Below are 22,472 nucleotides of genomic sequence, written 5' to 3' on the forward strand. Positions count from 1 at the left end.
CCCGAGACCGCCATGTCCCTCACTTATGTGTATTTCGCGCCCTCGCCCGCCCGTCTCACGTTCAAGGCGAAGCGCGCCGCGCGCGAGCGTCGCCGTCAGCTGTTCCGCCTCGTGATGTTCGCGCTCGGCGGCGTCCTCCTCCTGTGCGCCTTCGGCCTGCCGGCGAGGGCGGCGGGCCTGCGCACCCTCGTCATTCCGCTGGAGGACGGCTACGATTTCCAGGACTGCCTGAGCAAGAAACGGCCCTGCGGCTTCGTCGTCGCCGACGCCTGGTGCGAGGCGAACGGGCTTGCGGCCTCCAAAGCCTTCGGGCGGGCGGACGAAATGGCGGGCGCGCTCGCCGATCTCCGTCCCGCCGACATCTCGCCCGGCTCCTACGTCGTCACCTGCGGCGACGCGGTCAATTAAAGGACGCGCCTGGAGCGCTTTCCGATCGCATGAAGTCATGCGATCGATCGGAACTCGCTCCAGAGTCATAGACTTGAGCATATTCTTGTCGATTGGATTGATTCAATCCGATCGGAATATGCTCTTAGCGCCCAAAGAGCCAAACCGGTCTATTTGAGCCAGTCGGCGCATTTTTGCGGCTCCCGTTCCGCGCCCCACGGCTGCAGGGGAACGGTGGCGGTCGCGTTCTTTGGCGAGCCTTCGATCAATTTGTCGCTATAGACCATGTAGACGAGAACGTTGCGCTTTGTGTCGCAGCCGCGAATGATCTGCATTTTCTTGAAGATCAGCGAGCGCTTCTCGCGGAAAACGACATCGCCCTGCGCGAATTTTTCCTTGAACCGGATCGGCGCATATTCGTGGCAGGCGAGCGAGACGTCGGACACCTGCTCGGCGACGCCGAACGCGCCTGATATTCCGCCGGCCTCCGGAACCGTGTAATGACAGGCGACGCCTTCGACGACAGGATCGTCGATGCCGTAAGTCGCGAGCTTGTCGTTCGGGGTCACAAGATTGAACGTCGTCGATTTGCGGAAAATCAGGTCCGGATCGTCCGGACCCGCCGCCGCTGGTCCCGCGACGAAAACCGAAGCCGCGAGCGTGAAGGCCCAAAGCGTGAAGGCCCAAAGAAGGACAAAGCGCGGAAGCAAAGAGGCCATGGCTGAACATTTCTCTCGATTATCGGAAGCCGCCGCCTTCAAAAAGTCCGGCCGCTCCTGAATACCCCGAAACGCGGCCATGATAACACCATCAAGTGATGACAAACGGCGGCTTCCCGAGACGCAGAGTCGCGCGCGTCGCGGACCCGGGCCTCGGCGGACTATGGCGGAGGCGGAGCACTTCATGCGTTCACGGACCGGATTTCGCGGTGACCTTTTCCGGTCCTTGACTCTTTCCGGCGCCGCGTTCCTTGCTGGCGTCGCGGTTTTCGCGCTTGGGGGTCCGAAGATGGCGGCCCTGGCGCAGGCGGAGGATTGCGCCGGACTCCAGTCGCAGATCGCGGCGCTCGACCGCGGCGCGCAGCCGAACCGTTACGCCGCCGAAATCCAGCGCCGCCGTCCCGAATTCGACCGCGCCGTCGCCTATGCCCGTTCGCTTGGCTGCGACCGGCCGCAGATTCCATTCTTCGAAACGCCGGTGTCCCCGCGCTGTCCGGGCCTCAATGCGCAAATCCAGCAGATGCAGTCCGATCTCGGGCGGTTTCAGGCGGCGGCGCAATCCGAACATTCCGCCGCCCGTGCCGGCCTCATCGCACGATTCAACGCTTATTGCCGGGCGCCCGTCCAGGCGGCGCCGCGCCCGCGCAATTTTTTCGAACAGCTGTTTGGCGGCGGCTTCAACCAGACTCCACAATCGCAACTGCCCGTCCCTGGGCCTGACTCAGGCCTTGAGGCCGACCAGCAGGATGAAGGCAGACCGCGCGGCGGTTCGCAGGCGGTCTGCGTGCGCACTTGCGACGGCGGCTTTTTCCCGCTCACCATCTCGGCCCGCTCGGCCGACGAGGACCAGTTGAAGGAGCTCTGCCAGGCGCTCTGCCCCAACACGCCGGTCAGCGTCTACACCAAATCGCCGAACGCGGCGATCGAAACCGCCGCCTCGCTCGGGGAAGGCGCCGCCTATTCGGATCTGCCGAATGCGCTGAAGTTCCGCACCAGCTTCGACGCCGCCTGCACCTGCAAGCCGCCCGATCAGTCCTGGGCCCAGGCCCTCGCCGGCGCTGAGCGTCTGCTCGGACGCGAGCGCAAAGGGGACATTCTGGTCAACGAGCAGAAAGCGAACGAGCTATCGGCCCCAAGACCTTCGTCAAGCGGCCCTTCTGCGCCAGCCGCCTCAGGCAGGGGCGTCAAACCGCAAACCCGCAATGTGCCTCAGGCCAAGCCGGGCTCGACCAGCGAAACCGCCTCCGCCCCGGGCCTCAACGAGACGCCGGAGGGCGGCGGAGACAGCGCCGATACCGAGGGCGTCAGGCGCGATGTCCGGAAAGTCGGGCCGCCGCTTTGATCCTGCCGATGAGAGGCAGCAGCGCCGCCAGTTCCGGGCCCTTTTCCTTTCCCGTCAAGGCAAGGCGAAGGGGATGGAACAAAGCCCTGCCCTTGCGGCCTGTGGTTTCCTTCAAGCTTTTCGTCCAGGCCGCCCAGGTCGTCTCGTCCCAGGGCTCGTCCGGCAGACTTTCGAGGGCCGCGCGCAGGAAATCCGGATCGAGATCCTCGTGCGGCGCGACGGCGAGGTCGCCGTCGACGACCCGCCACCACTCCACAACATCCAGAAATACAACGAGATTTCCGCGCACCGCGAGCCAGAAAGGATTCGCCTTGCGCCCGGCGATATCATGCGCCGCGAGCCGCTCCCGCACCGCCTCGAAAGCGAGCCCGTGCAGCGTGCGCGCCGACAATCCTTCGAGTTCGGCCGGATCGAACCGCGTAGGGGTGCGTGAAATCAGGCCGAGGTCCAGCGAGCTCACGAGATCATCGAGGCTGGCGACTGGATGCAGCGCCACAGAGGTTCCGATCAGGACGGCGGCGGCCGCAACCGCCAGGGATTCGATGCCCTGATCCCTCAAACCGCCAATCGACAAGGCACCGGTGCGTTTCGACAGGCCTTCGCCGTCGATCGACGACAGAAGGTTGTGGTGCGCGAAAGCCGGAACGGCGTCGCGCCCGGTTTCCCCCGCAAGGGTCTCCAAAAGCTGGATCTGAACGGCGGTGTTCGTGACATGGTCCTCGCCGCGAATGATCAGGCTGACCTTCATGTCCATGTCGTCGACGACCGAGGGAAGCGTGTACAGATACGTGCCGTCCTCGCGCAGCAGTACGGGGTCCGAGAGCGAACTGCAGTCGTAATGGCTCTCGCCGCGGACGAGGTCGCTCCAGCGCACGACCTTCCAGTCGAGCTTGAACCGCCAATGCGGCTTGCGGCCCTCGGCCTCGTAGCGGGCCTTGTCCTCATCGGTGAGATCGAGACTGGCGCGATCATACACAGGCGGCAGGCCGCGCGCCTGCTGGCGCTTGCGCTTGCGCTCGAGTTCGGCCGCGCTCTCGTAGCACGGGTAGAGCCGCCCGCAATCGCGCAGGCGCTCCGCGGCGCGATGATAGAGCGCGAACCGCTGCGATTGCCGCGTGATGAGATCCGGCTTGATCCCGAGCCAGGCGAGATCGACCTCGATGGCCTGGGCGTATTCCTCCTTCGAGCGCTCGAGATCTGTGTCGTCGAAGCGAAGGATGAATTCGCCATGATGCTTCTTCGCGTAGAGATAGTTCAGCAAAGCGGTCCGCGCATTGCCGATGTGAATGCGGCCGGTCGGCGAAGGCGCGAAGCGAAGAACGGGATGCGGCATCACTTTTCCTGATCTTGTAACGGCGGACGGAGCGTCGGGGGGTTCATCAAGCATGGAGATTATTTAAATGTCGCCAGTGACGCCCCCGCTCCGCCGGCGCATCGCAACGTCGCCGATACGTGGGTGATTTCTGACGAAGCATGGACTGTCTCAGTATCTGTATTGGGATGATCGGAGCAAGACCGTGGCGCGCTCGGCGTCGTCGCCACCCCAAATTCGGCCTGCGCGCCGCCCCGCGAAGCCGCCGGATAGGGTTCCTCAATATCGATTGACAGCTCTCACCGGCGCGTATCTAGCTCCTTCCCGGGGATTGCGATCTCCCCTTCCAGGCGGCTCGCCCAAGCATCGCGTCCAGCTTATTTCGGCCAGGGGCGCCGCATGTCCGCTTGTTCTCCGACATCTCCGAACGCCAAACTTCAGGCCGACCGCGCAGTCTCGTTCAGCGAGGCGTTTCGTGTCTGGCTGCGTGTCGCACTTTTGAGCTTTGGCGGCCCGGCCGGCCAGATCTCGATGATGCATCGTATCTTGGTGGAAGAGAAGAAATGGGTTTCCGAGGGCCGGTTCCTCCACGCCCTCAATTATTGCATGCTGCTGCCCGGCCCAGAGGCGCAGCAACTCGCGACCTATATCGGCTGGCTGGTGCACAAGACGCCCGGCGGGATCATGGCCGGAGGGCTGTTTATCCTCCCGGGCGTCGTCGCGATCATGGCGCTCAGCATGATTTACGCCGCGTTCGGCAATATCGAGATCGTGGCGGCTCTCTTTTTTGGCCTGAAAGCGGCCGTTCTTGCAATCGTACTGCAAGCGGTGACTCGGCTTGGAAAGAGGGCGCTCGGGAACCGCACCATGCAGGCGTTCGCGGCCGCCGCCTTCGTCGCGATTTTCTTCTTTGACGCACCGTTCCCCCTCATCGTCCTGACAGCAGGCATGATCGGGTATTTCGGTGGTCGGGCCAATCATCCGGCGTTCGCAAGCGGCGGCGGACACGGACCAGGCAGCGGGGCGGCGGACAAAGGGATCCTCATCAGTGACGAAATTGACCGCTCCAGCATTCGCTTCAGCCAATCCCTCAAGGTTGCAGCGATCTGGCTGGCCATCTGGCTCGCGCCCGTCGCCGCGCTCCTGTTTATCATGGGCGAGGCCAACGTCTTCACGCAGATAGCAATGTTCTTCTCGAAAATGGCTGTCGTGACCTTCGGCGGCGCCTATGCGGTCCTCGCCTATGTCGCGCAGCAAGCCGTCCAGAGCTTTCACTGGCTTAAACCGGGCGAGATGCTCGACGGACTCGGCATGGCGGAGACGACGCCCGGCCCTCTCATCATGGTGTTGCAATTCGTGGGCTTCATGGCGGCCTATCATGAGCCAAGCGCGCTGCCACCTTTGTTGGCCGGAGCGCTGGGCGGATTACTGGCGACTTGGGTGACCTTTACGCCCTGCTTCCTTTGGATTTTCGTCGGCGCTCCCTACATCGAACAATTGCGCGGCAACGTGGCGCTGACGGGCGCGCTCTCCGCAATCACGGCCGCCGTCGTCGGCGTCATCCTCAATCTCGCCATCTGGTTCTCGATCCACACCGTTTTTCGTCGGACTGTTCCCATACGGGCGTTTGGCTTGTCCTTTGATTGGCCGGTGGCGGCGAGCCTCAATCCATGGGCTCTGCTGCTCACGATCAGCGCGATTATCGCCATTTTCCGCTACAAAGCCGGTCTGCTGCAAACGCTTGCCGGTTCCGCCGCGGCGGGCGCCGCCTTCTATGTGATTGGTCTGATTTAACCGCCGGAGACGGGCAATCCTGATCAATCGCAGGACTTCATGCGATCGGAAAGCGCTCAAGCATATTCCGATCGGAATGAATCAATCCCATCGACAAGACTATGCTCAAGTCTTTGACTCTGGAGCGGTTTCTGATCGATCGCATGACTTCATGCGATCGGAAAGCGCTCGAGCATATTCCGATTGGAGTGAATCAATCCAATCGAGAAGAATATGCTCAAGCCTTTGAATCTGTAGCGATTTCTGATCGATCGCATGACTTCATGCGATCGGAAAGCGCTCTAAGCCTCGCCCTCCCCGGCTCCGCCCCCGCGCGGCCAGACGATCCCCGAGGGCGCGGCCACGGTCCCGAACGGATCGCGGAATTTATTGACGATCGGATAGCGCCGGTCGCGGCCGAAGTTCTTTTTCGTCACCTTGACGCCCGGGGCCGACTGGCGGCGCTTGTATTCGGCGAGATACAACAGTTTTTCGATGCGCCTCACAGTCTCAAGATCGTGGCCTTGGGCGACGAGATCGGACACCCGCATTTCCTTTTCGACCAGCCCTTCAAGGATCGGGTCCAGCGCCTCATAGGGCGGCAGCGAGTCCTGATCCTTCTGGTTCTCGCGCAATTCGGCGGTCGGCGGCTTCACCAGAATATTTTGCGGGATCACCTCGCCGTCCGGCCCCAGCGCGCCCTCCGGCTTCCAGACATTGCGCAATTGGCCGAGCCGAAAAACCTGGAGTTTGTAGAGATCCTTGATCGGATTGAAGCCGCCATTCATGTCGCCGTAAAGGGTGGCGTAGCCGACCGACATTTCCGATTTGTTTCCCGTCGTGACCACCATGGGGCCGAACTTGTTCGACACCGACATCAAAAGCGCGCCGCGCGCGCGGCTCTGGATGTTTTCTTCGGTCAGCCCCGGCGCCGTCCCCTTGAACAGCGGCTCCAGCACCTTTTCGAACCCGTCCACGGCGGGCGCGATGGGCAGGATGTCATAGCGCACGCCGAGCGCCTTCGCGCAGGCTTCGGCGTCGATAAGGGACTCGTTCGAGGTGAATCGATAGGGAAGCATGATGCAATGGACGCGCGAGGCGCCGAGGGCGTCCACCGCCATCGCGGCGCAAAGGGCGGAATCGACTCCGCCCGAAAGCCCCATGACCACGCCGGGGAAGCCGTTCCTCGCGACGTAATCGCGCAGGCCAAGGACGCAGGCTGCATAGTCGGCTCGATCACCCTCCGGAAGCTCGGCCTTCGGCCCCTCGACGCAGACGAAGCCCATGGCGCGGCGCTCCCAGACCGTGCGGGCGACCATCGGCGCGAAGGCCGGAAGCTGAAACGCCAGCGACGCGTCGGCGTTGAGCGCGAACGAGGCGCCGTCGAAGACGAGTTCGTCCTGGCCGCCGAACTGATTCAGATAGACGAGCGGCAAACGGCTCTCGACGACCCGCGCGACCGCGACCGATAATCTCTCGTCCGTCTTGCCCCGCCAATACGGCGAGCCGTTGGGAACGAGAAGAATTTCGCCGCCCGTCTCGGCGATGCATTCGACAGGGTCCGGCCCCCAGATGTCCTCGCAGATCGGAACGCCGATGCGAACGCCGCGAAACACGATCGGCCCTGGCATGGGACCGGCGGCGAACACGCGCTTTTCGTCGAAAACGCCGTAATTCGGCAAATCGGCCTTGAACCGCACAGCCTCCACGCGACCCCGGTCGAGAAGCGCGTAGGCGTTGTAGCAGAGACCATCTTCGACAAGCGGAAGTCCGACGAGAACCGCAGGTCCGCCATCGGCGGTCTCGAGCGCCAGTTCCTCGCAGGCGGCGCGGCAGGCTTCCAGAAACGCAGGTTTTAAGACGAGATCTTCCGGCGGATAGCCCGCGAGGAACAATTCGGAAAACATCACGAGGTCCGCGCCGAACGCCCTGGCTTCCGCCCGCGCGGCGCGAACGCGCGCGAGATTGCCGGCGATGTCGCCAACGACGCAATCGATCTGCGCGACGCCGATGACGAGGCGGGCGGCGGGCGCGCCGGCGTTTTCCTCCAGCGGTCGAACAGGCGGGCTCATTCGAAGAGATAAGCGTCCATCGCCATCACCCCCCGCTGGACTGAATGATGGATCCGCCGACCCCTGGCGCCTTCTCCAGCCGCGCCGAAGGCGAAAGCCAGCGGGAGGAAATGCTCCTCGCTTGGATGGTTGTCGCGCGCGTGCGGCGCGAGATTGCGATATTCGGCGATCGCTTCGATCTCGCCCGACTGCGCTTTCGCCAGAACCCAGTCGTCGAAATCCTGGACCCAGTACGGCGCCGGAGCGTCGAAGGCGTAGCCGCCGTTGAGAACTTCATGCAGATTGTGGGTGAGACTGCCGGAACCGATGACGAGGACGTTTTGCTTTCGCAGCGCCGCGAGAGCGCGGCCGAGCGCAACGTGATGGCCGGCGCCCAGCGCGGGCTGAACCGACATTTGCACGACCGGAATCTCCGCGCCCGGATACATCAGGGCGAGCGGAACCCAGACGCCGTGATCAAAGCCCCGGCCGGAGATTTCCGTCGATGGAATGCCGGCCTGCTCCACCAGATACGCCGCCAGCTCGGCGAGCTGGGGCAGTCCGGGCGCTGGATAAACTATTTTATAAAGTTCATCCTCGAACCCCTGGAAATCATAGATCATCCCTGGGTTTTTATCGATGCAGAATGAGGGCGTCGCCGCCTCGAAATGCGCCGAGGCGATGAGGATCGCCTGCGGGCGTCCAAGCTCGTCCCCGAGACGCGCCAGACAATCGCGCGCAGGATTATCGTGCAGGATCAGATTGGGCGCCCCGTGCGAGACGAAGAGCGTCGGAAAAGCAGTCATGTCGCGCCCAGTCCTGCGCCGTTATTCGGCGGCGTCGAATTCCGCACGGCCGCGGCCGATCCGTTCCGTTTTCAAAAGCTCGGCCACCAGAAACGCGACTTCGATCGCCTGTTCGGCGTTGAGCCTTGGATCGCAATATGTGTGGTAGCGATCGTGCAGGTCGGCCTCGGTGATGGCGCGCGCGCCGCCGGTGCATTCGGTGACGTTCTTGCCGGTCATTTCGAGGTGGACGCCGCCGGCGTAGGTTCCCTCGGCCTGGTGCACGGCGAAGAAGGTGCGGAGCTCGCTCATGATCTTGTCGAAGGGCCGGGTCTTGAAGCCGTTGACCGCCTTGATCGTGTTGCCGTGCATGGGATCGCATGACCAGACGACGCTGCGGCCCTCCTTCTTCACCGCGCGGATGAGGCCCGGGAGCTTGTCCGCCGCCTTGTCGGCGCCGAAGCGACAGATCAGGGTCAGACGTCCCGGCTCGTTGGCGGGGTTCAGCACATCGATCAGCTGCAGCAGGTCGTCGCCGCTGAGGCTCGGACCGCATTTGAGGCCGATCGGATTCTTGACGCCGCGCGCGTATTCAATGTGGGCGTGGCCGGGCTGACGGGTCCGGTCGCCGATCCAGATCATATGTCCGGAGGTCGCGTAATGATCGCCCGTGGTCGAATCAACGCGGGTCAGCGCCTCCTCGAAGCCGAGCAGAAGCGCCTCATGTGAGGTGTAGAACTCGGTCTGGCGCAATTCCTGATGGGATTCGGGGTCGAGGCCGATCGCCCGCATGAAGCCGAGCGTCTCGGTGATCCGGTCGGCGAGTTCCTGGTAGCGCGCCGATTGCGGGCTGTCCTTGATGAAGCCGAGCATCCACCGATGCGCGTTTTCGAGATTGGCGTAGCCGCCGGTCGCAAAAGCGCGCAGAAGGTTCAATGTCGCGGCCGACTGACGATACGCCATCAGCTGGCGCGCCGGATCGGGAACGCGGCTCTCCGGTTCGAAGGCGATGTCGTTGACAATGTCGCCGCGATAGCTCGGCAGCTCGCGGTCGCCGATTTTTTCGTTCGGCGCCGAGCGCGGCTTGGCGAACTGGCCGGCGATACGGCCGACCTTCACAACCGGCAGGGCGGCGGCGAAGGTCGCGACCACGGACATCTGCAGGAACACGCGGAAGAAATCGCGGATATTGTCGGCCGAATGTTCAGCGAAGGCTTCGGCGCAATCGCCTCCCTGCAGCAGAAACGCCTCGCCATTGGCGACTTTCGCCAGCGCGCGTTTCAGCTTGCGCGCCTCGCCAGCGAAGACGAGCGGCGGAAACCCCGCGAGCTGGCGCTCGACCTCGGCCAGAGCCGCGGCGTCGGCATATTGCGGGGCTTGCTCGATCGGTTTGGCTCTCCAACTCGCAGGAGACCAGCAGTCAACAGGCATCGGATTGAAACTCCAGGGCTGCGCCCTTGCAACAGGATCTTTCGGAAAAGTCGTTTATACAGAGGTTTTCGTAAATGGCCATTGCCGCGTTGATTCGCGGATCACCCCGCCATCACCGCCGCGCCCGGCCCCTCCGGCCCGATCGCCTTGCGCTGGTGACGCGCGGTGCGGGTGCGCATGGTGACAAGTTCCTCGGCCGAGGTCGGGTGGACCGCCACCGTCTCGTCGAAATCGGCCTTCTTGGCGCCGAGCCTGACCGCTATCCCCAGAAGCTGAGCCATTTCGCCCGCGCTTTCGCCAAGGATATGGACGCCAAGAACGCGGTCGCTCGCGCCGTCCACGACGATCTTCATAATGGTTTTATCCGTCCGCCCAGAGAGCGCCGCTTTCAAGGGCAGAAAGCTCGCCATATAAATGTCCACGATGTCGTAATCGGCGCGCGCCGCGGCCTCGGTCAGGCCGACGGTCCCGACTTCGGGCGTCGTGAAGACGCTGGTCGGGACGTTGACATGCGAAACCGCGGTCGGCCTGGCGCCGAAGACCGTGTCCGCGAAGGCGTGACCTTCGCGGATCGCGACGGGCGTCAGGGCGAGCCGGTTGGTGACGTCGCCGACCGCGTAGACGGAGTCGGCGCTGCTTTTCGAGAAGGCGTCCACCTTGATCGCGCCGAGACGGTCGAGCTCCACCCCGGCCTTGTCGAGGCCAAGCCCCCCTGTCGCCGGCCGCCGTCCTGTTGCGACCAGGACCTGATCGGCCTGCATTTCCTCGCCCTGCGTCAGACTGACGCAAAGCCCGCCCGCCGGATTTTGCCGGATGGATTTCAGCATGATGTTGAATTCGAGCTTGACCCCCGCATGGGCGAGGGCGTCGCGGACGCCGCAGCGCATATCCTCATCGAACCCGCGCAGCACATTTTCGCCGCGGGTCGCGAGAGTCACCTTCGAGCCGAGGCGCGCAAAGATCGAGGCGAATTCCACGGCGATGTAGCCGCCCCCGACGATCAGCAGGGCGCTGGGGAAGTGCGGAAGATCGAAAATTTCGTTGGAGGTGATCGCAAGCTCGCGGCCCTGAACCTCGGGCTCAAGCATCGGCGCGCCGCCGACGGCGACGAGAATGATTTTCGCCGTGACCCTGCGGCCGTCGGCCGCGAGCCGGATCGTGTGGGGATCCTCCAGTTCGGCCCGGCTTTCAAACATCTGAACGCCCGCGGAATCGAGATTGCGGCGATAGATTGCGGAAAGACGGGAAATCTCCTTCTCCTTCGCGGCGACGAGTCTTGGCCAGTCGAAGCTGGCGTCGGGAACGCTCCAGCCGAAACCCGCCGCATCCGCGAAATCGTCCTTGAACCGGCTGGCGTAGACCATCAGCTTTTTCGGCACGCAGCCGCGTACGACGCAGGTTCCGCCGATGCGAAATTCTTCCGCGACGGCCGTCCTCGCGCCATAACCCGCCGCGACGCGGGCGGCGCGCACGCCGCCGGATCCGGCGCCGATGACAAAGAGGTCAAAATCAAAATCGGCCATGCCAACGCCTCTGCCCGAAAAGGCAAGCTTGATCAAAACATGAAATATATATATTAATTTATTGATATAAAATGATTTTATCCTGGAGCATATTCTGATCGGATTGAACCAATCCAATCGACAAGACTATGCTCAAGCCTTTGACTCTGGAGCGATTTCTGATCGATCGCATGACTTCATGCGATCGGAAAGCGCTCTAGAGTTCGTGACCCTTCTTCTTCATTTCGGCGCGCACCCGGGTCATCATGTCGGTCGAGATCCGGCTCTGCCATCCCTGCATCGCAGTGACGACTTCCGTCAGAAAAGCCGGCTGCGTCGCCACATATTGCTTTCCGGCGGGACTCTGGAAAAACGCCAGCGCCGCCGTCAGATCCGCTTCGCTCATCTGCTTCACGTAAATCTGCGCCGCAAGTCCGATCATCTCGTCGGCCTGTTTGTCGAATTCCGGCTGAAGCCGGGTCAGGACTTCATTGAGGTCGCGAATCAGTTCGGGCCGGGTCTGGGTCAGCGAGGTTCCGATCTGATCCATATATTGCGGTATGATGACGCTGAACGAGCGGGCCATGCCCGAGGCGACGACAAGCCCGCGGGCGGCCGACAGCGCCGCCGCGCTTGCCGGGGCAGAGGGAGCGGCTGCGGGCGCCGGTTGCTGCGCGCGGGCGGGAGCCGCCGCGAGACAGGCGGCCGCCAGCGCGGCGCCAAGCGCCAACATTCCGCCGCGTTGTTTGAGACTGATGCGCACGTGAACCTCCGATTGCGGCGATGCCTGCGGTTTCGTTTAGGGCGCGGCCGCCCCGCGCGCAACCGGCGCGCGCCTCAATCGAGCCGGCCGAAAACATCGACCCCCGAGGGCCCCGCGCTGATCACCGCCGCGGCGATCCCGATGAAAAGCCCGTGTTCGACGACCCCCGGCACAGCGCGGAGGGCGAGCGCCAGGCCATTCGGATCGATAATGGAGCCGAACCGGCAATCGAAAAGATAATGGCCGTTGTCCGTCAGATAGGGCTCAGCGTCAGCGCCCTGGCGCAATCTGATTTCGCCCGAGCAGCCGCAGCCGGCGGCGGCCCTCGCAATCATGCGGCGCGTCGCCTCGATCCCGAACAGATTGACTTCCACCGGCAGCGGAAATTTTCCGAGCGTTTCGACGAACTTCGAGGAATCGGTGATGACGACCATGCGCCGGGACGCCGTCGCGACGATCTTTTCGCGCAGCAGCGCGCCGCCGCCGCCCTTGATCAGACGCAAATTCGCGTCGAACTCGTCGGCCCCGTCGACCGTCAGATCGAGTTCTGGCGTTTCGTCGAGCGTCGAAAGCGGAATCGACAATTCCTCCGCCTGGATCCGCGTGCGCTCCGATGTCGGGACGCAAAGCACGTCGAGGCCGGCCGCGACGCGTTCGCCCAGCAGACTGACGAAATGCGCCGCCGTCGATCCGGTGCCAAGGCCAAGCCGCATCCCGGACGACACAAGATCGAGCGCCGTCGCGGCGGCGAGACGTTTGGCGTCATCGGGATTGAGAGCGGGCATTTCAGCGTTCGATTGTCTTTAAAGGCATTTTCGCCGCAGGGTTGTTTTCAGCCTACCCCGCACGCGCGTCCATGGCTCATGTTTTAGTTTAATAACACAAGCCAAGGATTTGTTAGTTTTGCCTTTTCAAAGGCCGTTGCTCCAATTGATTATCCGACGATCTCGTTGCCGGAAAACCATTGAGCGATCTCGATCGCGGCGGTGTCGAGCGCATCCGACCCATGCGCCGAGTTTTCCCCGACCGACAGCGCGTGCTCCTTGCGGATCGTTCCGGGATCGGCCTTGGCGGGATCGGTCGCGCCAAGCACGCCGCGATAGGTCTTGATCGCGTCTTCGCCTTCGAGAACCTGAACGACCACGGGGCCGGCAATCATCGTCCCGACGAGTTCGCCGAAAAAGGGCCGCTCCTTGTGCACCGCGTAGAAGGTCTCGGCCTGCGCGCGGGTCATCTGCACGCGCTTCTGCGCCACGATCCGCAAGCCCGCCTTCTCGATCAGGGCGTTGATGGCCCCCGTCAGATTGCGCCGGGTCGCGTCGGGCTTCAGGATGGAGAAGGTGCGTTCGATGGCCATGGTGTTCCTTCGGATGGGTCAAAATTTACGCCGCTTATAGTGGCGCTGACTCGGCTTTGCAAAGCTTCAGTCGAAGTCATTGCCGAGTTCTGCCCGCACCGCCTCCGGCAACACGGCCGAATGGCCGTAATTCTGGTGCGAGAAGCCGAGCGCCGCCCTGGCGCCGGGAGCGCGGAACGCTTCAATCTGGGCCGGCGCGAAGTCGAAATGGACGAATTGCACCGACGACGCCTTGCCGTCCGAGCGGGTGCGGTCCTGATCCGCCTCGGGCCGCCCCACGATGCGTTCGCCGCCGATCTCGATGAATGCGGTGTCCTCGATTCCGCCGAGGCCGCCGAGAATCCGCTTGCGCCGTTCCGGATCGTCGATCTCGATCATGAAAGTCGCGACAAGTTCACGTCCCTGTGGAATCAGTGGATTGTAGGCGGAAAGCTCATCCGGGATCTGAGCGGCGCCGCCTTTTTCGATGAACAGCATTTCGTGAACCTGCATCCACATCGTGTCGTGGTTCTCGAAGTAAAAGGTGACATACGGGCCAACCTCGACGCGGCGGCTCTGCTTGCGTTCGGAGATCTTGCGGCGGCTTTCGGCGCGGATTTTGGCGTAATCCGCCATCGGCAGAATATCATCCGCCGTGAGAGCGTGTTTCTGGGTCATGTCTTGCTCCGGACTCAACAAAACGCGGTCTCGCGTTCAGCACGCGTGTCGCGTTCGGTCAGTTTTTGCTGTTTTCGAGACCATAGGCTTTTGCGATCAGCTGGATCGGATGGGCGTAGAGCTCCGGCTTGTCGGCGCCGCCGAGGTTCTCGACGCCCTGCGCGATATGGCGTCCGGCGAGCGGACATTCCGAAGTCACGATCGCCTTGCCGCCTTCGGCCACCTGTCTGGCGACCGGCGCGCCCACCTTCAACGCCGTTTCGAAATTGCCGGTCTTGCAGCCCCACGCGCCGCCGTGACCCGAGCAGCGCTCGATGACCTGGAGCTTCGCCTCGGGAATGAGACGCAGGAGGTCGCGAGCTTTCTGGCCGATGTTCTGGGCCCGGGAATGACACGAAATATGAAGCGCCACGCCGCCGGCCGCGACCGGCTGCATTCCGGGCGCGATTCCCTCTTTCCTGGCGATGCCGACGACATATTCGCTGAGGTCGTAGGCCGCCTTCGACAGCAGTTTGACGTCCTCGTCCTCCGGCAGGATCAGCGGCCATTCCGACTTCAGCATCAGCGCGCAGGATGGCACAAGAGCGACGACGTCATAACCTTTTTCGATCCATGGCCGCATCGCCGAGGCGACCTCTTTGGCCGCCTTGGCGACCTCGCCGATTTCGCCTTGCTCCAGCAACGGCATTCCGCAGCATCGCGGATGGACGACTTCCGTCTCGACGCCGTTTTTCGCAAGCACCGCGCGGGCGGCGAGGCCAATGTCGGGATCGTTATAATTGGCGTAGCAGGTTGCGTAGATCACCGCCTTGCGGCCATGCGCCGGCGCGTCCCGGTTCACGGCGCCTTGCGAGTCCGCGTCGCCTTGAGAGTCCGCGGCGCGATCAACCAGGCTTTTAGAGACGAACGAGGGCAGCCATGCGCGCCGGTCGAGCCCGGCCGCCTTCTCAACCACGATGCGCGCGGTCTTATGGCCAAGCCTCGTCGTCCAATTGGCGAGCGGAGCGAAATATGCGGCGAGTTTGCCGTTGCGGTCGGTTTTCGCCAGTTCGCGATCGGCGAGCCCCTCCTCGCCCTTTTTCGCCTCGACCGCCCGATAGCGCAGCATCAGGTGAGGGAAATCGAGATTGAATTCGTGCGGCGGCACGTAGGGGCATTTGGTCATGTAGCACATGTCGCAGAGCGTGCAGGCGTCGACGATGGGCTTGAAATCCTTGCTCTCGACCGTGTCCAGCTCGCCGTTGGCGCACGCGTCGACGAGATCGAAAAGGCGCGGAAAAGAATCGCACAGGTTGAAGCAGCGCCGACAGCCATGGCAGATGTCGAAGATTCGCCGCGCCTCAGCGTCGAGCTTTGCTTCATCGTAAAAATCAGGGCTCCGCCAATCCAACGGATGCCGTGAGGGAGCTGCGAGGCCGCCTTCGCTCATGTCGCCATCATCTCCGGAGAAAAAATAAGGATGAGGCCCAGCTGGCTAAAGCTGGGCCTCGATCTTACGAATTTCGGACGAATTATTTCGGCAGTTCGTCGAGAGCCTTCTGGAAGCGGCCGGCGTGCGAACGCTCGGCCTTGGCGAGCGTCTCGAACCAGTCGGCGATCTCGCCGAAGCCTTCCTCGCGGGCGGTGCGCGCCATGCCGGGATACATGTCGGTGTATTCGTGCGTCTCGCCGGCGACGGCGGCGCCAAGGTTCAGATGCGTTTCGCCGATGGGCAGGCCCGTCGCAGGATCGCCGACGGCCTCGAGGAATTCGAGATGGCCGTGAGCATGGCCGGTCTCGCCTTCGGCGGTCGAGCGGAACACAGCCGCGACGTCGTTGTAGCCTTCGATGTCGGCCTTTTGCGCGAAATAAAGATAGCGGCGGTTCGCCTGAGATTCGCCCGCGAAGGCGTCCTTCAGGTTGGTTTCGGTCTTGCTGCCAGCCAGCGCCATGAGCGTGCTCCTTGCTTGAAAAACTTCAATTGGAATTCTGCCTAAGCCAGGGCGCAGATCATACCCGCGCCATCGCTTAGAATTGTTCTAACTGCTGCGAAAGCGCAGTGCAAGAGAGACCAAAGCTTTTCCGCAGGCGTCATCAAGACGCATTGAAGCTGACGAAAAACAACCAGAAACAGCGGATTCGACCGATAAAAATAACGCCCGACCGGCGGCTCGCCCCGACGATCAGGCGCAATCGTTTTTCTTGCAATGCAGCGCGAGCCGGGCGAAAAGCGCGCATGCTCCATATCAACGACGTCACGCTGAGGCTCGGGCCTCGAATATTGTTCGACAAGGCGACCGCCGCCCTGCCCGATCATGCGCGCGTCGGTTTTGTTGGCCGCAACGGCGCCGGCAAGACGACGCTGTTCAAGATGATTTCGGGCGAGCTTGGCCCCGAATCGGGAACGATTTCCTATCCGAAACAGATGCGCCTCGGCCGCGTCGAGCAGGAGGCGCCGGGCGGTCCTGGAAGCCTCATCGACTTCGTCCTCGCCGCCGACCTCGAACGCGCGCGGCTCATGGAAGAAGCCGAAACGGCGAGCGATCCGGCCCGGATCTCGGACATCCACCTGCGCCTCGTCGACATCGGCGCCCATGCGGCGCCGTCCCGGGCGGCGGCCATTCTCGCCGGGCTCGGCTTCGACGAGGCCGCGCAGAACCGCTCGCTGTCGGAATTTTCCGGCGGCTGGCGCATGCGAGTCGCGCTCGCCGCGGTGCTTTTTTCCGGCCCGGATCTGCTTTTGCTCGACGAGCCGACCAATTACCTCGATCTCGAAGGCACGCTCTGGCTGATCGACTACCTTCAGCGCTATCCGGCGACGATCCTCGTCATCAGCCATGATCGCGACCTGCTCGACGCCGTGTCCGATCATATCCTGCATCTCGACCAGGCCAAGCTGACGCTTTGGCGCGGCAATTATTCGAGCTTCGAACAGCAGCGCCGCGAGCAGCAGGCGATCTTGCTCAAACACAAGAAAAAACAGGACGACCAGCGCAAGCACCTGCAATCCTTCGTCGACCGGTTCCGCGCCAAGGCGACCAAAGCGGCGCAGGCGCAATCCCGACTGAAGATGCTCGCCAAAATGGAGCCGATCGCAGCGATCGTCGACGGCCATGTCCTGCCGTTTCACCTCCCCTCTCCGGCCAAGCCGCTCAGTCCGCCGATCGTCGCGATGGAGAACGCTAGCGTCGGCTATGGCGGCGAACCGATCCTGAAGCGGCTTTCGCTGAATATTTCCGATGACGACCGGATCGGCCTTCTGGGTTCGAACGGCAACGGCAAATCGACTTTCGCCAAGCTCGTCTCCGGACGCCTCGCCGCGCTGGACGGAATGGTCCGGCGTTCGTCAAAACTCGACGTCGGCTTCTTCGCTCAGCATCAGGTCGATGACCTCGACGAAACCTCGACTCCTTATCAGTGCGTCGCGGAGCTGATGCGCGAGTCGACCGAGGCGAAAATTCGCGGCAAATGCGCTCAGTTCGGCTTTCCGAACGTCAAGGCCGACACAAGGGTCGCGCAATTGTCGGGCGGCGAAAAGGCGCGGCTCCTGATGGGGCTCGCCTGCTTCAACGGCCCTCACCTCCTGATCCTCGACGAGCCGACCAACCATCTCGACATCGACAGCCGCGCCGCCCTGATCGAGGCGATCAACGATTATCAGGGCGCGATCATCCTTGTCTCGCATGACCGGCATCTTCTGGACGCCTGCGCGGACCGTCTCTGGCTTGTCGAGGACGGCACCGTCGCGAGCTTCGACGGCGACATGGACGATTACAAAAAATACGTCCTCGAACGCGCGAACGGCGGCAAGCCGGCGAGGAAAGGGCGCGCCGAAGCCGAACGCCAGTCCGGCCGGCGCGAGCCTTCGCCGCGCAAGGATACCGCCCCCGCAAAAAAGCGGATTTGGGCGATCGAGGAAAAGATGCGCAAATTCCAGGATCTCATCGCGCGCATCGACAAGGCTCTGGCCAATCCGGCGGCGTTCTCCAAAGACCCGGCGAAGTCGGCGCAACTCTCGGCGCAACGGGGCGAACTTGAGAAAGCCCTCATGCTGGCCGAGGAAGAATGGCTTGAGCTTTCCGGCGAATCCGAGTCCGCGCAGGCCGGGTGAAGCGCCGAAGATCCTGCTCCTGACGCAACTCAGGCGTCAGCGAGTTCGCCGGATCGGGCCTTGATTTGTTCCGCGACCGCCTTCGGCTCCGCCGGCGCGCCGACCCATTCCGAATTGCCCGGAATCTGTTCGCCCTTCATGACGAGGGTGAGCGGCCCGAGCCGCGCATAATCCGCGACCAGAGTGTCGTAGAGGACCGTCGAGCCCGCCCCGACGCAGACGCCTTTGCCGATATGGACCTTGCCGACCTTCATCACGCGATCCTCGTAAAGATGCGTCTGCAAGGCGCACAGATTGTTCAGCGAGACAAAATCGCCGACGGTGACGCAATCGAATTCCGTGAGATCGGTTGTGTCCATATAGACGCCGCGCCCGAACTTCGAGCCAAAGAGCCGCAGCAGCCACGGCAGAAACGGCGTTCCACGCAGATGATCGAGCAGAACCTTGCCCGCCATGCCCCAATAGATCACGGCGACGGCTTCCGTCCGCATCGCCCACCAGGACCACATGGGTTTGATCATCGGCTCATAGCGGCCCATCGTGATCCACTTCAGGACGATGACGACGAGGGTCAGGGCGAGGCAAATGGCGATGGAGGCGACGACGAACAGGCCCAGCACCTCGAGATACTTGCCCTCGAGCGCGCTCTTGCTGAACCATTCGACCGCCCAGGTGCCGAACGTGATGAACAGCATCGTCGGCATCGAAATCGTCATGGCCTCGAAAGAGGCGCGCGCGAACTTTTTCCAGCCCGGAGCCTCGTAGGTCCAGCTCGCGCCGCCGCCGTCGAATTTCTGCCGGACGGGAAGCTTGATGGGCGGCGATCCGAACCAGGTGTCGCCTTCGCGCATCATGTTGTTCGCCGGAGGCTTCGACTTGATGCCGATCAGGGCGTTGGCGGGAATGTCCGAGCCGGTCGGCACCACCGCGTTGTTGCCGACGAAAACCCGGGGGCCGGTCCTTACTTTTTTCAGGTACATCCAGCCGTTGCGGATTTCCTCGTCGCCCAGGACGACTTCGTCGGCGATGAAGCATTTCTCGCCGATTTCGACGAGATCGTAACGTCCCGCGAGATTGGTCGAGATTTCCGCATCCTTGCCGATCTTGGCGCCCATCAAGCGGTACCAGGTGCGCATGTACATCGTCGCATAGAGCGATGACAGGGTTTCGAGTGTGATCTCGGTGGCGAGCGCGACGGCCCATTTGCGGAAATAGAACGAGGAATGGACCGAGTAAGTCCCTTCGCGGACCGAGGGGAGAATGATCCATCGGCACGCCGCGATGAAGCCGACCGTGACCAGCACCATCACGAAGGCCGTCGGCCAGGCCATGACCGGAATGGAGGCCATATAGACAGTCCGGTCGATGTCGGCGGTGCCGATCATATCGTCGATCCTGTCGAAAACCCAGAACGCCGGAAAAATCGGCAGCAATCCCAAAGGCGGAATCGCCAGGATCAGCACGAGGTAGAGCAGCGTCATGAACCGCCGCTGAGCCAGCGGCGCCTTCGAGGGCGCGTCGAGCTCGTCGCGATCAACCATGCCGATCTTGCGGCCCGGAGAACCATCCCAGCTTTCCCAGGCGCCGACGCGGCCGCCGGCGCCGATCGAGGTCAGGTCCTGCAGCTCCGCGCCCTCGCCGATGACGACGTCGTTTTCAATCACGCAGGACGAGCCGATATAGGCCTGCGCGCCGATGTCGACCGGACCAATGACGAGTTCCGCGCCCTCGATTCGCGCATTGGCCACGTTGGCGATCGACCCGATGCTGGCGCCGGCGCCGATCGACACGAGGTCGATCGCTCCCGCGTCGATTTCGCCGATGATCGCGTCGTCTCCGATTCTGGCGCCGAGCGCGCGCAGATAGATCCGGATAAGGGGCGAGCCCTGAAACCATTTGATGTGGACGAGACCAAGGAACCGTCTCACCAGCCACCACCGGAAATAATAGACGCCCCAGAGCGGATAGCGCCCTGGTCTCGTTCGTCCGATCAACAGCCATTTCATCGCGATCACGAGAAAGACCGTCACGACATTGATGCACATGTAAACGGCGATGAGCGAGACGACCTCCTCAAGGAAGCTCGCGTCGGCGCCGGTCAGCAGCATGTAGCTCACGAACACGCCGAGCCATTGCACGGTCACGAGCCCGAGAATGACCGGAAGCGCAGCCGCCTGGGCGAGACCGCACAGGAAACGCCGCAGCAAAGGAGGCGGCTCGAACGAAAGATCCTCCGGCGCTGCCGCGTTCATCCATTTCGAGTCGAAATGTTCAGCAAGGCCGCGCAGCGTGCGGGCGGTGTAGACGTCCTGCAAGGTGATTCGCGCCAGCGCGTGAGTCTCGCGCACAAACGAGACGAATCGCGCGGCGAGCAGGGAATGGCCGCCGAGGTCGGTGAAGAAATCCGCGTCAAAAGGTATGGGTTGAGGCGGAAAAACGCGTTTCGCCGCCTCGAGAAGTTTTGCTTCCGTGTCGTTACGCGGCTCTTCCTGCGCATCGCCCGGATCCGTGGCGGTGAGTTCCGCGATTTTCAGGCTCTTGCGGTCGACCTTCCCGGACGACAGCTTCGGCAGGCTCTCGACGAATTCATACCGCGAGGGAACCATATAGGCTGGGAGACTGGCCTTCAGTTCCGCGCGCACGACTCGCGTTTCGATCTCGGCGCCAAAGGACGGAACGACGAAAGCGACAAGCTGCTCCATTCCGTCGTCGGTGCGAAGCACCACCGCCGCATGCGCGACGCCGGGGATATCCGACAGCTTGGCTTCGATTTCGCCAAGCTCCACGCGAAAGCCGCGGACCTTCACCTGATCGTCGATCCTGCCGCGGAACAGGATATCTCCATTGACGCTGATCTCGACGGCGTCGCCGGAGCGATACAGGATCGGATCCTCGATCCCGGAAACGAAGGGCGAGGCGCCCGAGAAAGGATTGGCGATGAATTTTTCGGCGGTGAGCTCGGGCCGGCGCAGATAGCCTTTCGCGACCCCCGGGCCGCCGATGAGAAGTTCGCCTTCGACATTTGGTCCGACAAGAGCGAGACGCTCGTCCGCGACATAGCAGCTGTAATTCGGGATCGGCCGCCCGATGGTGACAGGTTCGCCGATCGCCACTTCGGCGACGGTCGCGACGACGGTCGCCTCCGTGGGTCCGTAGGAATTGAAGATCGTGCGCCCCGGTTTGCACCAGCGGCTGGCGATCGCCGGCGGACACGCCTCGCCGCCAAGGATGATGACGCGCAATGTGGCGACGTCGCGCGGCATGAGGGCGAGAAGCGTCGGCACTGTGTCGAGCACCGTGACGCCGTTGGCTTCCATGATGTCGGGCAGCTTTTCCGCCTCGCCCAAAGTTTCCTGGTTCGCGACAAGGAGGCTCGCGCCGACCATGTACGGAAGCCAGATTTCCTCCATGGACAGGTCGAAGGCGGTCGAGGCGCCTTGAAAAACGACGTCGCTCGCGCGCAGGCCGTAGACTTCGTTGGCCGAGCGCAGATAATGGCAAATATTGCGGTTTGAAATCACGATGCCTTTGGGCGTTCCCGTCGAGCCCGAGGTATAGATCAGATAGGCGGGATCGTCGGGCGTGGCTCCAAGAGCCCTGGCGTCAACTCTCCCCGCCGCATAGGGATCGCCCCAGTTCTGTTCGCCGAAGGCCTTGGCCGCATCCCCGCCCCCGAAGTCCTGATGTCCGAACTCCGGTTCGGCCACGTCGTGAAAGATCCAGACGGGGCAGGCGACCTGTCCGGCGAGCTTCGGTTCAAAAGCGGCCGACGTCAAAATCCCTTTCGTCTCAGCGTCGGTCAGGCAAACGGCGATGCGCTCCACCGGCGCGTCCGCGTCGAACGGCAGCCAGGCGGCGCCGGTCTTTGCGATCGCGATCTGGGAAATCAGCAGCTCGTGGCCGCGCGGCATCCAGAGCCCGACGACGTCCCCCGGACGGATTCCGTTCCGCAGGAGACCGCGGGCGAGCGCTTCGGCCCTCGCGTCAACCTCGAAATACGTGAGTTTGACGTCCAGCGTCGCCATGGCGATCGCGTCGGGGCGGGAGGCGACCGTCGCAGCGAAGATCTCGCAGAGCAATTCATCCCGGATCAGATCCGGGCGCGACGCCCCGTAGAGGATGGCGTCTTTCAGAGGCTCCGGCGCGAAGCGATCATTTTGCGCAGTGGTGTCTGCGTTCGCCAGATGCGGCATGTCAGTTCCAATTCAGGCTAATGCGCCGCCAAAGCTTGCATCCCCAGGAAGCGCTTTCACCGACGCTTTTGGCGCTAACGCGCGAATCCCGGCGGCGACAGCGACTTTCT

17 protein-coding genes are annotated in these 22,472 nt (G+C 62.9%); 4 read left to right on the forward strand and 13 right to left on the reverse strand.

From position 1 onward, the window contains the following. The first annotated feature begins 12 nt into the window (after positions 1-12). Positions 13-408, forward strand: coding sequence for a hypothetical protein (locus BM177_RS10660; RefSeq protein ID WP_091682029.1), 396 nt, complete (start codon positions 13-15; stop codon positions 406-408). A gap of 149 nt (positions 409-557) precedes the next feature. Here the strand turns inward: BM177_RS10660 and BM177_RS10665 are convergent, their stop codons facing one another. Next, positions 558-1,106, reverse strand: a complete 549-nt coding sequence (locus BM177_RS10665) for a CreA family protein (RefSeq protein ID WP_091682239.1) — start codon at positions 1,104-1,106, stop codon at positions 558-560. 184 nt (positions 1,107-1,290) lie between these two features. Here BM177_RS10665 and BM177_RS10670 point away from each other — a divergent pair, with 184 nt between their 5' ends. Then, the gene (locus tag BM177_RS10670; RefSeq protein WP_175492570.1) at positions 1,291-2,448 is read left to right on the forward strand and encodes a DUF2865 domain-containing protein; all 1,158 of its coding nucleotides are present in this window, start codon (positions 1,291-1,293) and stop codon (positions 2,446-2,448) included. Here the strand turns inward: BM177_RS10670 and BM177_RS10675 are convergent. Beyond that, positions 2,411-3,781, reverse strand: a complete 1,371-nt coding sequence (locus tag BM177_RS10675) for a glutamate--tRNA ligase (RefSeq protein ID WP_091682240.1) — start codon at positions 3,779-3,781, stop codon at positions 2,411-2,413. The two genes, BM177_RS10670 and BM177_RS10675, sit on opposite strands and share 38 nt — an antisense overlap. 378 nt (positions 3,782-4,159) lie before the next feature. Here BM177_RS10675 and chrA point away from each other — a divergent pair, with 378 nt between their 5' ends. Next, entirely contained in the window at positions 4,160-5,554 is a 1,395-nt protein-coding gene (chrA, locus tag BM177_RS10680; protein ID WP_091682034.1) for a chromate efflux transporter, read from the forward strand. A 281-nt stretch (positions 5,555-5,835) separates the two neighbouring features. On the opposite strand, the gene BM177_RS10685 is transcribed toward chrA, so the two are convergent. The 10 genes from BM177_RS10685 to BM177_RS10730 all read right to left on the reverse strand — a co-directional run bounded on the left by BM177_RS10685 (position 5,836) and on the right by BM177_RS10730 (position 16,010). Continuing rightward, positions 5,836-7,605: an NAD+ synthase gene (locus tag BM177_RS10685; RefSeq protein ID WP_091682037.1), complete on the reverse strand. Its 1,770-nt coding sequence runs from the start codon at positions 7,603-7,605 to the stop codon at positions 5,836-5,838. After that, positions 7,602-8,390: a DODA-type extradiol aromatic ring-opening family dioxygenase gene (locus BM177_RS10690; RefSeq protein WP_091682040.1), complete on the reverse strand. Its 789-nt coding sequence runs from the start codon at positions 8,388-8,390 to the stop codon at positions 7,602-7,604. Before BM177_RS10690 ends, BM177_RS10685 begins: the two co-directional genes overlap by 4 nt. A 21-nt stretch (positions 8,391-8,411) precedes the next feature. Then, positions 8,412-9,800, reverse strand: coding sequence for a class II 3-deoxy-7-phosphoheptulonate synthase (locus BM177_RS10695; protein WP_091682042.1), 1,389 nt, complete (start codon positions 9,798-9,800; stop codon positions 8,412-8,414). Positions 9,801-9,901: 101 nt separating this feature from the next. Next, a complete protein-coding gene (gene gor, locus BM177_RS10700; protein ID WP_091682241.1) occupies positions 9,902-11,323 on the reverse strand; it encodes a glutathione-disulfide reductase in 1,422 nt (473 codons plus the stop codon). A 196-nt stretch (positions 11,324-11,519) separates the two neighbouring features. Next, a complete protein-coding gene (locus BM177_RS10705; protein WP_244532256.1) occupies positions 11,520-12,065 on the reverse strand; it encodes a DUF2059 domain-containing protein in 546 nt (181 codons plus the stop codon). Between the two features lie 74 nt (positions 12,066-12,139). Further along, positions 12,140-12,850: a ribose-5-phosphate isomerase RpiA gene (gene rpiA, locus BM177_RS10710; protein ID WP_091682045.1), complete on the reverse strand. Its 711-nt coding sequence runs from the start codon at positions 12,848-12,850 to the stop codon at positions 12,140-12,142. Between the two features lie 149 nt (positions 12,851-12,999). After that, on the reverse strand, positions 13,000-13,422 hold the full coding sequence (gene ndk / locus BM177_RS10715) for a nucleoside-diphosphate kinase (protein WP_091682048.1): 423 nt from the start codon (positions 13,420-13,422) through the stop codon (positions 13,000-13,002). Between the two features lie 66 nt (positions 13,423-13,488). Next, the gene (locus BM177_RS10720) at positions 13,489-14,079 is read right to left on the reverse strand and encodes a DUF3501 family protein (RefSeq protein WP_091682050.1); all 591 of its coding nucleotides are present in this window, start codon (positions 14,077-14,079) and stop codon (positions 13,489-13,491) included. Between the two features lie 58 nt (positions 14,080-14,137). Further along, a complete protein-coding gene (locus BM177_RS10725) occupies positions 14,138-15,508 on the reverse strand; it encodes a heterodisulfide reductase-related iron-sulfur binding cluster (protein ID WP_091682053.1) in 1,371 nt (456 codons plus the stop codon). Between the two features lie 82 nt (positions 15,509-15,590). After that, entirely contained in the window at positions 15,591-16,010 is a 420-nt protein-coding gene (locus BM177_RS10730; protein ID WP_091682056.1) for a rubrerythrin family protein, read from the reverse strand. Positions 16,011-16,294: 284 nt separating this feature from the next. Between BM177_RS10730 and BM177_RS10735 the strand changes: the two genes are divergently transcribed. Further along, on the forward strand, positions 16,295-18,169 hold the full coding sequence (locus tag BM177_RS10735; RefSeq protein WP_091682243.1) for an ABC-F family ATP-binding cassette domain-containing protein: 1,875 nt from the start codon (positions 16,295-16,297) through the stop codon (positions 18,167-18,169). A 29-nt stretch (positions 18,170-18,198) separates the two neighbouring features. Here the strand turns inward: BM177_RS10735 and BM177_RS10740 are convergent, their stop codons facing one another. Then, on the reverse strand, positions 18,199-22,362 hold the full coding sequence (locus tag BM177_RS10740; RefSeq protein WP_091682058.1) for a Pls/PosA family non-ribosomal peptide synthetase: 4,164 nt from the start codon (positions 22,360-22,362) through the stop codon (positions 18,199-18,201). Positions 22,363-22,472 lie beyond the last annotated feature (110 nt).

It is taken from the genome of Methylocapsa palsarum, from assembly GCF_900114285.1.
Classification (GTDB): Bacteria; Pseudomonadota; Alphaproteobacteria; order Rhizobiales; family Beijerinckiaceae; genus Methylocapsa; species Methylocapsa palsarum.

What these genes read in the sequence shown, in the direction of transcription:
- BM177_RS10660 (WP_091682029.1), top strand. Translation starts at nt 13, where the DNA reads ATGTCCCTCACTTATGTGTATTTCGCGCCCTCGCCCGCCCGTCTCACG.
- BM177_RS10665 (WP_091682239.1), bottom strand. Translation starts at nt 1,106, where the DNA reads ATGGCCTCTTTGCTTCCGCGCTTTGTCCTTCTTTGGGCCTTCACGCTT.
- BM177_RS10670 (WP_175492570.1), top strand. Translation starts at nt 1,291, where the DNA reads ATGCGTTCACGGACCGGATTTCGCGGTGACCTTTTCCGGTCCTTGACT.
- BM177_RS10675 (WP_091682240.1), bottom strand. Translation starts at nt 3,781, where the DNA reads ATGCCGCATCCCGTTCTTCGCTTCGCGCCTTCGCCGACCGGCCGCATT.
- chrA (WP_091682034.1), top strand. Translation starts at nt 4,160, where the DNA reads ATGTCCGCTTGTTCTCCGACATCTCCGAACGCCAAACTTCAGGCCGAC.
- BM177_RS10685 (WP_091682037.1), bottom strand. Translation starts at nt 7,605, where the DNA reads ATGAGCCCGCCTGTTCGACCGCTGGAGGAAAACGCCGGCGCGCCCGCC.
- BM177_RS10690 (WP_091682040.1), bottom strand. Translation starts at nt 8,390, where the DNA reads ATGACTGCTTTTCCGACGCTCTTCGTCTCGCACGGGGCGCCCAATCTG.
- BM177_RS10695 (WP_091682042.1), bottom strand. Translation starts at nt 9,800, where the DNA reads ATGCCTGTTGACTGCTGGTCTCCTGCGAGTTGGAGAGCCAAACCGATC.
- gor (WP_091682241.1), bottom strand. Translation starts at nt 11,323, where the DNA reads ATGGCCGATTTTGATTTTGACCTCTTTGTCATCGGCGCCGGATCCGGC.
- rpiA (WP_091682045.1), bottom strand. Translation starts at nt 12,850, where the DNA reads ATGCCCGCTCTCAATCCCGATGACGCCAAACGTCTCGCCGCCGCGACG.
- ndk (WP_091682048.1), bottom strand. Translation starts at nt 13,422, where the DNA reads ATGGCCATCGAACGCACCTTCTCCATCCTGAAGCCCGACGCGACCCGG.
- BM177_RS10720 (WP_091682050.1), bottom strand. Translation starts at nt 14,079, where the DNA reads ATGACCCAGAAACACGCTCTCACGGCGGATGATATTCTGCCGATGGCG.
- BM177_RS10725 (WP_091682053.1), bottom strand. Translation starts at nt 15,508, where the DNA reads ATGAGCGAAGGCGGCCTCGCAGCTCCCTCACGGCATCCGTTGGATTGG.
- BM177_RS10730 (WP_091682056.1), bottom strand. Translation starts at nt 16,010, where the DNA reads ATGGCGCTGGCTGGCAGCAAGACCGAAACCAACCTGAAGGACGCCTTC.
- BM177_RS10735 (WP_091682243.1), top strand. Translation starts at nt 16,295, where the DNA reads ATGCTCCATATCAACGACGTCACGCTGAGGCTCGGGCCTCGAATATTG.
- BM177_RS10740 (WP_091682058.1), bottom strand. Translation starts at nt 22,362, where the DNA reads ATGCCGCATCTGGCGAACGCAGACACCACTGCGCAAAATGATCGCTTC.